The 12,835-nt window shown below is 51.8% G+C and carries 3 protein-coding genes; all 3 read left to right on the top strand.

The genetic code is table 11. From position 1 onward, the window contains the following. Nucleotides 1-37 precede the first annotated feature (37 nt). The 3 genes from BN348_RS13145 (at nucleotide 38) to BN348_RS13135 (ending at nucleotide 12,514) form a co-directional block, all read left to right on the top strand. A complete protein-coding gene (locus BN348_RS13145) occupies nucleotides 38-4,465 on the top strand; it encodes a glycoside hydrolase family 3 C-terminal domain-containing protein (RefSeq protein WP_052446788.1) in 4,428 nt (1,475 codons plus the stop codon). Between the two features lie 534 nt (nucleotides 4,466-4,999). Then, a complete protein-coding gene (locus BN348_RS13140) occupies nucleotides 5,000-6,415 on the top strand; it encodes a helix-turn-helix domain-containing protein (RefSeq protein ID WP_197068300.1) in 1,416 nt (471 codons plus the stop codon). A gap of 741 nt (nucleotides 6,416-7,156) precedes the next feature. Continuing rightward, on the top strand, nucleotides 7,157-12,514 hold the full coding sequence (locus tag BN348_RS13135; protein WP_197068299.1) for a glycoside hydrolase family 3 N-terminal domain-containing protein: 5,358 nt from the start codon (nucleotides 7,157-7,159) through the stop codon (nucleotides 12,512-12,514). Nucleotides 12,515-12,835 lie beyond the last annotated feature (321 nt).

Raw genomic sequence — 12,835 nt, 5'->3', positions numbered from 1 at the left:
AAGCGCCCGATCATAAATAGAAAAAGGAGATGGAAAAATGACAAAGAAGTTCGTGTCAATGGTCCTGGCGGTCATTCTGACTTTAACCAGTGTCATCCATGCGTTTGCGTACCCGGGTCCGTTGGAGGTGAAAGCCGCGGCGGCGCAGCTCCCGGGCCAGATTGCTTCCTCGGCATTTTCCGCGGCATCGGCAGGCGTTGGCCTGATCGCCAATTCCGATGCGGAAAAGATAGACGAACAGATGGCCGGCCCCACACAGAACGGCAGCTGGCTGGAATTTAACATCAATGTCCCGGAAGATGGAACGTATACGTTTTCCGCACGGGTGCAGTCGGCCGGTGACAAACCGACCATGAATGTCCTTGTGGACAATGTTTCCCAATTAACGGTGGCGGAAGGAGACCCTTCCGGCGAAGGCGTGCCATGGTTCACCACAGCCCCTCAGAGGATGGAACTGAAAAAAGGGGAGCACATTTTAAAAATTGAATTTGGCAGTACCTTTGACCTGAGCTGGATTCAGTTGGAGCGGTACATAGAAGCAAGGCCGATAGAGGAATCCAATCTGATCGAAATCATTGAATATGACAGGGCAAACAAGTCCTACTCGGAGTTCGAGGACAGCAAGGACCCGGAGGCCGTTATCGGAACCATCCCCAAAGGGGTGTACGCCGGGGACTGGTTTGAATTCGACGTGTATGTCTCTGAAGAGATGGCCGGCCGTTACGATTTGTATGCCCATGTGGCGCGCGCCACCACCAATGCGAATCTGGTGGGCGTGCAGTTCTTCGTTGACGGGGAACGAAAGGTGGATATCAACCGGGCAGGCACCGGCGGATGGTTCAACTGGGTCAACGACGGCCCTTATGCAATCACCCTTTCCCCCGGCAAGCATGTCATCAAGATGCTCGTGACAAAGCAATGCAACGTCAGCCTGTTTAAGCTGGAGCGTTCCACCATGACGGGCGACGCCATCCGGATCGACGCGGTGGACTACACTTCTTCTTCCAGCGGCATCGGGCAGGAGAACTGCTCCAATCCGGAGGTCAGCAGCGGAAAGAACCCCAGCTCAACGATGGCCGGGGCCTGGATGGAGTACAATCTCTTCCTGTCCGAGGAATCCGCCGGGGAGTTTCTGTTCACCACCCATGTCGCGCGTTCCGGCTCGGCTGAGAACGCCATCAGCTATGTGTGCTACATCGATGGAAAGCTGGTGTCCAATTTTTCCCGTCCGGGAACCGACGGCTGGCAGAACTGGAAGTCCTCCGACCCGGTAGGCCTTCGCCTTGCTCCGGGCAACCATGTGATCCGCATCGAGTTCAAGGCGCAGTTCAATTTGAGCCTGCTGAAATTTGAGCGTTTGACCATCGACCCGGACGCGGCGGTTACAGCGGTCAACGTTGTCGGCGAAGAGCCGTTTGAAGCGGTCAAGGGAAAATCGACCACGTTTTTCGCGCAGGCGCTGGGCGATAAAAACTGCAACCCCTTTGTCACCTGGGAGCTGGAAGGCAGCAACCGCGCCAGCATCGACAGCAGCGGCGTGCTGACCGTTCCCTTCAGCGAGGAAGCGGACCAGCTGGTGCTTCGGGCGCGTTCCGAATCCCATCCGGATGTTGTTTCCAAGGACATCACGGTGAAGCTGATCGATGAGAGCGACGAACACAGCAGGCTGTCCCGAGAGATCGCGCAGGAAGGCATTGTGCTGCTGAAAAACGAGGACGACGTCCTGCCGCTGGAAAACGGCGAGAACGTTGCGCTGCTTGGCCTGGGACAGGTGAGCTATGTGAAGGGCGGCAGCGGCTCCGGCGATGTCGAATCCGCGTTCGTGCGCACCATCCCGGAAGGCCTGCAGGACAAGGCCTATGACGGAAAGATCCGTTTGGATGATGCCTTGGTCGAATTCTACAACAACTATTACTATACCAACGGCGGAAGCGTCTCCACCAACGAGCCGGAATTCAGCCTGGTGGAACCGCTCATGGACGCCGCGGCCGCAAAGGAAAACGCCACAGCGGTTGTCGTCCTGTCCAGACGCTGGGGAGAGGGCTCCGATGTCGACACCAATCCCGGCTCCAATTCGTATCAGTTCAGCGCAAGGGAGAAGGAGCTGATCGAAGCGTCGCTTGAAAAGTTTGAAAAGGTCGTGCTGGTCCTGAATATCGGCGGCGTCATGGATCTGAACTGGGCCGCCAACGTATCCAGCAGCACCGGCAGGAAGATCGATTCCATCCTGCTTGCCTGGCAGCCCGGCATGGAAGGCGGCATCGCAGTCGCGGATGCGCTTTGCGGCGACGTCAATCCATCCGGCAGGCTGACCGATACCTTTGTGACCAGCTTTAAGGATTATCCGTCCTCCGGCACGTATAAGAATGTGGGAAGCAATTCCTATGTGTCCTATGAAGAGGATATTTTTGTGGGTTACCGTTATTTCGAGACGTTTGCCCCGGAAAAGGTCGTTTATCCGTTTGGCTTCGGCCTGTCCTATACGGACTTTGCAATTTCGGATGTCCAGGCTGTGCCGAATGAAGCGAAAGGAACCATCGATGTTTCCGCGAAGGTCACAAACAATGGACAGCGGGCGGGAAAAGAGGTCGTACAGGTTTATTTCAGCGCTCCGGACGGGCTTCTTCCAAAGGCGAGCAAGGAACTGGCGGCCTTCCAGAAGACCGGCGAGATAGCGCCCGGCGAATCTCAGACCGTCACGATGTCCTTTGATATCGATGAGATGGCGAGCTACGACGATATTGGAAAGACCGGCAAAGAATCCGCCTATGTGCTGGAACCGGGCGTCTACGATATCTATGTCGGAAAATCCGTTCGGGACAATCAGGCAGCAGGCTCCTATACGGTCGATGAACTGACGGTGACACAGCAGCTGACAAAGATTTTCCAGCCTGTGGATGAGGAAAACCAGCTGCAGCGCAGGCTGGACGGCACGGGCCCTGCCAGCTATGAAACCACCATCTGGAACGACGCGTCTGCCGCCCCCGTACCTGCGTCCGCTTCTTCGAACGCCGCGGCAAGCGCCGTGAAAGACGGCGCGGCTTCCGCGCAGTCCGAAGGGATCATAAAGCTTTCGGATGTGGCTGAGGATCCATCCCTGATGAGTGCGTTTATCGCGCAGCTGACCGATGAAGAGCTGATCCGTCTCACATATGGCTCCGGCACCAGCGATTTCCGCGAAATCCTGGACGGCGGCATCACGGCGACCACAATGGAGAACCTCGCGTACGGCATCCCAAGGCTGCAGACCTCCGATGGCCCGGCAGGCATCCGCAACTATAAATACACGTCCACTGCATGGCCGTGCGCAACAATGCAGGCCTGCACATGGAATCCGGAGCTGGTGAAAGCCGCGGGAGAAGCATTGGCGAAGGAAGCAAGGGAATTGAAGGTGCTTACCCAGTATCTTGAGTACTCGCTGAACAACCATGGTTCACCCATCATGCTGACGCCAAGCACCAACATCCACAGGGACCCCAAATGCGGCAGGAACTTTGAATATTATTCGGAGGATCCGTTCATCTCCGGCATCATGGCGGGCGCACAGATCAACGGTATCCAGTCGCAGGGCGTGTCCGCTACGCTGAAGCATTTTTCGGCGAACAACAGCGAGACCAACCGCAAGAACAGCGACAGCATGGTTTCGGAACGCGCAATGCGGGAAATCTACCTCAAACCGTTTGAAGTCGCCATCTCCACCTCCAATCCGTGGTGCGTGATGTCCTCTTACAACAAGATCAACGGCAAGTGGGCATCCATGCACGAGGACCTGCTGCAGACCGTCCTGCGGGACGAGTGGGAATACAAAGGCATGGTCATGACCGACTGGGGCGCATTGGCTCCGCTGCTGGATGAGATCAAGGCAGGCAGCGCGCTGAAGATGCCCGGTATTGGAAGCAGCTATGACCAGGCGCATGACGTCGCCGCCGCGCTGGAAAGCGGGGATCTGACCAGAAACCAGCTGGAACGTGTTGTGCGCGATATGATGTATATGGAGCTTCATACCTATCTGTTTGATGCCGACAAAACGGCATTGGAGAGCTATCATCCGGTGGAGATCGACGCGTCCGATCTGCAGGCACATGTCGACTTCAAATTCTATTATGAGAATGAACCGGTCAGCCTTTATGTGGAAGGATTGGATGAAGAGACGGAAACCTTGAGCGTATCCGATGAAAACGGCAGCCCGATTGACGTTGAGAAGATAGAAGAAGGCGTCTACCGGTTTGCAATGCCGGGTTCCAAGGTGTTTGTACAGAAGGTATCCAATGTTCCCGCGCCGCTTCCGGGCGACGTGACCGGGGACGGCGTTCTGGGACTGCAGGACCTGATTCAGGTCAAGGTTTATATCCTCACGAATGAGGGCTTCACCGATGAACAGAAGCGCCTGGCCGATGTGAACGGCGACGGCAGGATCAACATCTTGGACCTGCTGCATATCAAACTGATGATCTTAAACGCATAGTTTTCGTTTTTTATAAGAGCTGCGGACATTTGTCCGCAGCTCTTTTTATGCAAAGAGACTGCCGCTTGGCCTATGCCGGAAGAATCCGTTACATATCCGGTATGCTGAACATGGGATTGGTACGTATGTACCAATCGGCCGGATAAAAAAGTCCGATCATATCGATATGTTGTTTGCGGAGTAGAAATACCGCTTCGGCAGCTTGTAAAGCCTGGTCCATATGAATAAAACATTTTTATGAAAATGTATGGAGCTTGTATCGTAAAGTTTTGATATGGATAAGACAGGTTTGTCTTTTTATGATATAATGGAAAAAAACGTGGGGAGTTGCCGCTATCTATGATTCAGATATTGTTTGTGGACAGTGATCCAAAGATATATGAGCTGATTCAGGGCATTGATTGGACAGCGCATCAAATTCGGGGATGCTTCTGGGCGGACAGTGTTGAAAAAGGCCGGTAGATGGCCCAGCGATATCATCCGGACATTATCGTGACGGAATTGTGCCTGCCGGATGGATATGGGCTGAATATGATGGACGACATTCTGTCCTTTCAGCCGCAGTGCCGTTTTATGCTTTATACCACACAAATATACGATGAAGCGCTGATCGACACCATGATTCTGGGGGGCTTCCGGTATTTGATCAAAGACCCGCGGTTAGATAATATGAACAATGTGCTGCATGCGGTGGATTTACTGGCACAGCTGATTATAAAAAACATGAAAAGGGAAGAACAGGATCAACAGATCAGGTCACAGTTAAAACAGCTCAGCCAGACGGCGAAGCGCTTTTGCTGCAATCTGCTCATCACTGGCGGCGTGCCGGAGGATGCAGATCAGGCCAAGTCCCTTTTAAAACAGTTTGGCCTTCCGATGTCAGCGCCTGCTTATTCGCTGTCTGTGTATTTGTTTGCACCTGATGACAATCCGGCGTTTGATGACCGGGAGGGTCTGATGTACAGGTTTTTGGAACTGCTGCTCGAAAACAGCGAAGCAGTCAGTTTGTTTATGACGCTGAATCATGAGGTCTGTCTCTTATTCACGCATACGGATTATCCATCGGGTGAGATGCAACAGCTGCTGTGTGAAAGGGCGAAAAAATACAATCGGCAGTATTGGGAACGGTATGGCTGTCAGCCATACAGCGGCTTCAGCCAGCCTGTTGCTTCGTTTCAGGATTTTCCGAAGGCGTTTCGAATCGCCCAGTCTGTGGCGCGGTTTGCCATGCTGCACGGCCGGTCATCTGTGGCATTCTCCGAGTTGCAGATTGAAGAAAAGGAATATTGTATTTTCTGGACCTGCATCGATTATACAATAAACTGTCTGCAGGCGGGGCAGCCATTTGCGAGCGCTGTGGAGTATATGATGTACATGTTAAGTCAAATCAATGCTTCGGTGGATTTCGCTCAAATGCTGGCCATTGACTTCCTGATTGCACTGCAAAGAAGCTTTCCGGAGGTCTTTGAGCATTGGTTCTGTTATAGAGAGGATATTCTGCAGATTAAAGATCTGAACTCATTCAGTCTGTTTTTGAACAAACAGCTGGTGCTTTTTCGGTCTTCTCATGATGCTTCGTCAGAATTGCAGTACAAGTGTATCATTCAGCAGGCGCAGCTTTATATTCAGGAGCATTATGCGGAAAAACTGACTTTAGCTGTCGTAGCCAAACAGATTCCAATTTCTTCATCGTATCTATCCTCTCTGTTTCAGAAAAAAAGTGAGATGGGATTTAAAGAATATCTGCTGTTATGCCGGATTGACCGGGCGAAGGATTTATTGGAATCGACACAGGATAAAATATCCAATATTGCAAAGCAGACCGGATTTGCGAATGTCAAGTATTTCTCCACCTGTTTTAAGCAGAAAACGGGGTATACGCCTAGCGTATACCGAAATCTTTATCGAAAAGAATCCAAACCGCAGAAGGTTTCGATGCCAATGGAATAGACGACAGTGGAACGCATTTCAATAGGGCCAGGGCAGCGCCGTTTTTTCATGCATTGTGCGCTGATGGTTTTTGATTCTGGAACGTTTATGTCGTTGGTGAAAGACGGAATGCCATCGCGAAAATATGAAAGTGTGAAAACAAAGCCGGCGTTAAAGATTTGGATCAATAGGTTATCTTCGATCAAAAAGGAGACTTTCATTTTTTTGAAAGTCTCCTTTTGAAATAAATGCTACAGATTCTATTCCTTTATCTAAAAAAAATATGGATGAAATTCGGCGGAATGACTTCAAAATGAAGCGTGCGCGGGTTCTTCATATTACTGGAGTTTAAAATGGCTGCAACATATTAAAGATACATAGTTTGAAAAAATAAATGGTCAAACTAAAAATTGAAGAATTATAAATAAAATATGTGTTTGAAATTTAAAAATTATATTTTTGGATATATTGTTCACGTATGACGTTGATTTTTTTATAAAAATACTATAATGATTGCTGTCGCCTTTACTAAAATGATAAGCCGATCATGAAATTGTCAAAATTATATTGTGATCATACATAAATATCAAAGCTATTCAGCTTGCTGGACAACAGTGTATATTTTTCTTACAATAAGAAACTGGATTTGGAAACGTTTCAATATTTCTTATGTTATGAAAAGCGGCACTGTTGTTTTTATATTCTATGAACAGAAATGAGCAGGAAAGAATGTCTCTTGCAATCAAGAAATGGAGGAAAAAAATGAAAAGCGAAAGAAGGAAATCCAAACGGCTTGTATCGCTGCTTCTCAGCGCGGCGATGCTGTTCTCGGTCGTACCCAATGCTTTGACACTTGTCAGCGCAGCAGCGCTGCCCGGTCTTTCCGATGTATCCAGAATGGCGGCGGCGGAAGGCGTTGTGCTGCTGGAAAACCCGGCATATGGCACCGGTGGGGAAGCAAATGAAATCGACAAGGTGCTTCCGGTCAAAAATGGACAAACCGTGTCCATCTTTGGCGTCGTGCAGGATTATTACTATTCGAATGGAACCGGTTCTGGCGGCGGCGTCAGCGGAATTGCGGTGGATCACATCACCACAATCGCCGACGGACTGCGCAGCAACCCGAATGTCAAAGTGAACGAGAATCTCGCATCCATTTACAAGGCATGGATCAAAGAGAATCCGTTTATTGAAAACGGCGGATGGACGGACAACACCTCTTGGAGCCAGAAAGAGATGCCCATGACGGAAGAAATCGTATCGGATGCGAAGGCACAGTCCGATATGGCGATTGTCATCATCGGCCGTACGGCCGGCGAGGACCATGAAGCTCAGAATATCAAGGGTTCCTATCTGCTGACCGATACGGAGAAGGATATGCTCGACAAGGTCTACGCGCAGTTTGACCGCGTAGCCGTCGTGCTGAATGTCGGCCACATCATCGACATGAAATGGGCTGCTGATTATCCGAATGCCGCGATCGTCTATGCGTGGCAGGGCGGTATGGAGGGCGGCAGCGCGACAGCCGACGTTCTGACCGGCGATGTGACACCCAGCGGAAAGCTGAACGATACCATCGCGAAGAATATTGAGGATTATGCCGCAGATGGAAACCACACCTGCGACAGGTGGGCAAATCTGAACTACGAAGAGGATATCTATGTCGGCTACCGGTACTTTGAAACCTTTGCGCCCGAGAAGGTCCTCTATCCGTTTGGATACGGCATTTCCTATACCGAGTTCAAGACCACCACGAATGATGTCACCGTCGCTGACGGTTCCGTCACGGTCAATGTGATGGTGGAGAATATCGGCAAGATGAAGGGCAAGGAAGTTGTACAGGTCTATTACGGCGCGCCGCAGGGACTTCTGGGCAAGCCTGCCAAACAGCTGGCAGCTTTCGCAAAAACCGGCGTCCTGCAGCCGGGCGAATCGCAGACCATGTCCATCTCCTACAAGATTGACGATATGGCTTCCTATGATGACGGCGGCGTAACCGGCAATGATTCCAGCTATGTGCTGGAAGCCGGAGATTACAAAATCTATGTTGGAAACGATGTGCGCAGCTGCGAACAGGTCAAGGTATACAACGAGCCTGAAACGCGCGTAACCGATGTGCTCGAAGAGGTCATGGCACCGACCCGTCCGCTTCAGCGCATGAAGCCGGGTGAATTGAAGGAAGACGGAACCTATGAATTGACCTATGAGGATGTCCCGCAGCGGACGGTTGATTATGAGCAGAGAATCCGGGACAATTTCCCGGCGGAAATTGAACGCACCGACAAAAAAGAATACAGACTGATCGATGTCTACAACGGAACCATCACGATGGATCAGTTTATCGGACAGTTTTCCGACAACGACCTTGCCGCCATTGTGATCGGTGAGGAAAATAACGACAGCGACCGCGGAACCACCGGCGCAGCTGGATGCTTCGGCAGCGTCACCAAGTCGCTGGAAGCAATGGGTATTCCGCTTGCCATCGCGGCGGACGGCCCTGCCGGTATCCGCGTCAATAAATCGGTTACGGTATCCAGCATTCCAAACGGAACCATGCTCGCCTGCACCTGGAATGTTGATCTGGTTCAGAAAATGTATGAATATCTGGGTCAGGAAATGGTCATGAACGGCGTCGACACCATTCTTGGTCCGGGCGTCGATATCCACAGATATCCGCTGAACGGAAGAAACTTTGAGTATTTTTCAGAGGATCCTCTGGTCGTTGGTATGATGGCCACTGCGTCGTCGAGAGGCATTCAGAGCCAAGGCGTGACACCTACCATCAAGCATTTTGCGGCGAACAACCTGGAGAAGGACAGACGCGAATACAACTCCTGCGTCTCGGAGAGAGCGCTGAGGGAAATCTATCTGCGCGGCTTTGAAATCGCCGTCAGAAGCGGAAACTGCCGCAGCATCATGACCTCCTACAACGCCATCAATGGTACCTGGACCTCCAGCAGCTACGATCTGAATACCATCATCCTGCGCAATGAGTGGGGATTTGACGGCATCGTGATGACCGACTGGTGGGCTTCTCTCGGCGAGGATCAGGGATTCTACGACAGGGCAAGCACCGGCACCAACGGCAAGGTCATGGTCCGCGCGCAGCAGGATCTCTACATGAGGAAAAACAGCGGTGAAGCCGAGAAGAATCTTGCCGGCATGAACCAGCTTTCCGAATACCAGAAAGGAAATCTGACGCTGGGCGAACTGCAGCGCACCGCGAAGAATATCTGTAACTATCTTGTGAAATCCCCGGCGCTCGCGCGTCTGGAGGGCATCACCTACGAACCGTCCTTTACTCCTGGACCGGACCGTTTCACCGTCCAGAAGGATGTGACCCCAGGCGATCCGATGCTTTCGGGCATCCGGATTGGCGGGAAGAGCATCCGTGCGGATGTGTTTAACCTGCTGACACTGGATTACAAGGCGTTCTACAACGGCTCCGGCGAGTATCCGACGGTCGATGCGACCGCACAGGAAGGCACAACCATCCAGATTGAGCAGGCCAGCGACAAGAAGCCGGCCGCCACGATCATCGCGATCTCGGGCAAAGAGGAGCGGGTTTACAAGGTCATCTTCACAACCGAAGACGGACTGGAGCCGCTGTTTGAGAATCCGACCTACGCTTACCTCGACGATATCCAGGTGAACGGCAGCCCGCTCGAGGAATTTGACCGGACCAGCTTCTATTACGCGGCCGGCGTATCCACGCTGAATCCGCTGCCGGAAGTCACCGTGTCCGCGCCGGACGGCGTAACCGCCACGGTAGTCCCGGATCCGGAGAACAACCGCGTATCGGTCCGCTGTGTCAGCACCGATCAGGCAAACACCTATGTGCTGCAGTTCGGCAAGCTCCCGACCTCCGATCAGTTTGACAGCACCGAGCTGAATGATGTCTGGTACATCAACACCGATACGCAGAACAACGGCGAGAATAAGGACAACTGGTCCTTGGAAGCAGCGCCGGGCTCCCTGCGCATCATTGCCGAGAGAGGCGACTTCTGGCAGGGGGACAACAACCTGAAAAACTTCTTCCAGCAGGATGTGTACGGCAACTGGGAAGCGAACGTCAAGGTTGATTTGAACGAACAGCCGAAGGACAATTTCAAGAGTGTCGGCGTCGTGGCTTCACAGGACAACAACAACTACATCTATCTGAAATATGAACAGAGCAACGGAAGCATCATGGGCATGTACAAGGAGACCAAAGGACAGGATCCGGTGCCGATCGGCAAGATTTCAGGCAGCCAGATCACCGATCTTCTTGGAAGCGGCACAACGGTTTATTTCCGTCTCAAGAAAATCGGAAATACCTATTCCGGTTATGCAAGCGCAGACGGCGAGAATTACATCTCGTTCGGCACCACTGCCGCCAACTATGAGAATCCGAAATTCGGACTCACCGCTTCCACCGGCAGCCAGTCGCCGGCCGACCCGTTCATCGCCGACTTTGACTATGTGAACTTTGATTACAGCCCGTCCACGCCGGTCAAAGCGTTTGAGGACTTAAATACCACGCTGAAGGTGGCGGAGACCGAACCGGCCGCGATGACCCCTTCGATCAAGCCGGTCGACAGCAACGACATCGGCGGCGGCAAGCACTTCACCGGATGCGAAAAGGGTGAATCGGTCACTTATAAAGTGGAGGTTCAGGAAGAGGGAGATTACAAGCTTTCCTCCCGCTTCAAAGCCACCAACAACAATCCGCTCGCACAGATGTCCTTCACGGTCTATGACGCGCAGAAAGAACTCGGCGCATTCTCCTACATCCAGTCGACAAACGGCGAATGGGTGACGCGCAGCACAGACGGATTTGTGCATCTGACCAAGGGAACGCACGAGCTGAAAATTGTGTTCGATACCGCGGGCATCGACCTGAACTGGCTCAAGTTCCAGATGAAGCAGGACAATGTGGATACCTCTGTGCTGGAAGCAAAGATTCTCGAGGCCCAGCAGATTGACCTGACGCAGTATACCACCGCAAAACAGAAGGCATTTAACGAGGCGCTCGATGGAATCAGGCAGATCGTCAGCGAACCGGTCAACAGCGAAGTGGTTTCCGATGCGATTGCCGCACTGGAAGCTGCCGTTGAGGAACTGAACCGCACGGTTCTGCCGGTCAATATTGCGCCGAAGAAAACACAGCAGATTGACGGCGGCATCCGCGTCAAACCCTTGGATACGCCTTGGATCTATGCGCCGGACGGCTTCCGCTTCGAAGGCGGCTCGGGCGCTATGAGCTGGACCACGGTCAACGACACGGTCTATCTCGGCAAAATTGATGTGACTGGCCTCGAAGAAATCCGCGTCAACTTCTCACGCGGCACAGCGACGACCATCGCGCTCAAGTTCTATCTGGAGGCCGATGATCTGGAAACGCCGGCCAAGCGTTCCACCTCCGTCGACGGAATCACCTATGACAGCATTTACTATGGCGGCTCCCTGCAGCTTGCGAACGAGCTTGCGAGCATCAACTTTACGACGAAGGACGGCTACTGGGAAACCTACGGCCAGTGCACCACCGCACAGACCGCGCTGGATACGCAGAACCCGTACATCGTTTCCTATCTTGGAAACGCGACCAATTTCGTCGATCAGTCCAAAGCGCAGGGCGAGAAGAACATCTATCTCAGGATGGAGAACGACATTGTGAACATCGAGTCGGTCGACCTGATCTATGCAGAGCCTGTTACAATCTCTTCGGATACGTACCAGATCAGCGAAGAGAACGGCACCATCTCCGGCATCGAATATGGAACCAGCGCTGAAAACGCGCTGTCTGCGATCCACTGCAGCAGTGACAAGGCCATCGTCGGCATCGTCGATGAAAACGGCAATGCGGTCGACGCGCAAACGGCTGTCAGAAGCGGAATGAAGGCACAGATCATGCTGAACGGGAATGTAAAGGGAAGCTATGAACTGTCTGTTCTCGGAGATCTGGACGGCGCCAATGTGCCGAACATCTCCACCCTGCTGAACGTCAAGTCCTATATCCTTGGACGCGCTGATTTCACACCGCTTCAGGTATTGAGCGCGGACGCCAATCAGGATGGCAGAATCAACATATTCGACCTCTTGATCATCAAGCTGAATATTCTCAACGGTATCTACCAGTAATTTAGTTTTACAGCAATAGAATCGCAAATGCTTTTTCCTGTCAAGGAAGGGCAGGCAAACAAGACGCAGCCTGCACAGGCTGCGTCTTGTTTTCTATTGATATAAGAAATTTTCCTTTGCAAAAACAAGTGATTGCACATTTCTCAATTTTACAGCTCGTCATGAAATCTTTGGCCGTTGCTTTTAAATTTATAAATATACAGCGTTTTAAGCTGACAATAAGCATAAGAAATATGAACAAGTTTTCATACTGGATATCCCTTCCTTATACATATTCGTTGACAAATTGATATGGAATATGTATAATATAAGTATTAGTTG

Origin of the sequence: Candidatus Soleaferrea massiliensis AP7 (assembly GCF_000820765.1) — a bacterium.
In the GTDB taxonomy this organism is placed as follows: domain Bacteria; phylum Bacillota; class Clostridia; order Oscillospirales; family Ruminococcaceae; genus Soleaferrea; species Soleaferrea massiliensis.
This window is presented reverse-complemented; position numbering and strand designations above follow the sequence as displayed.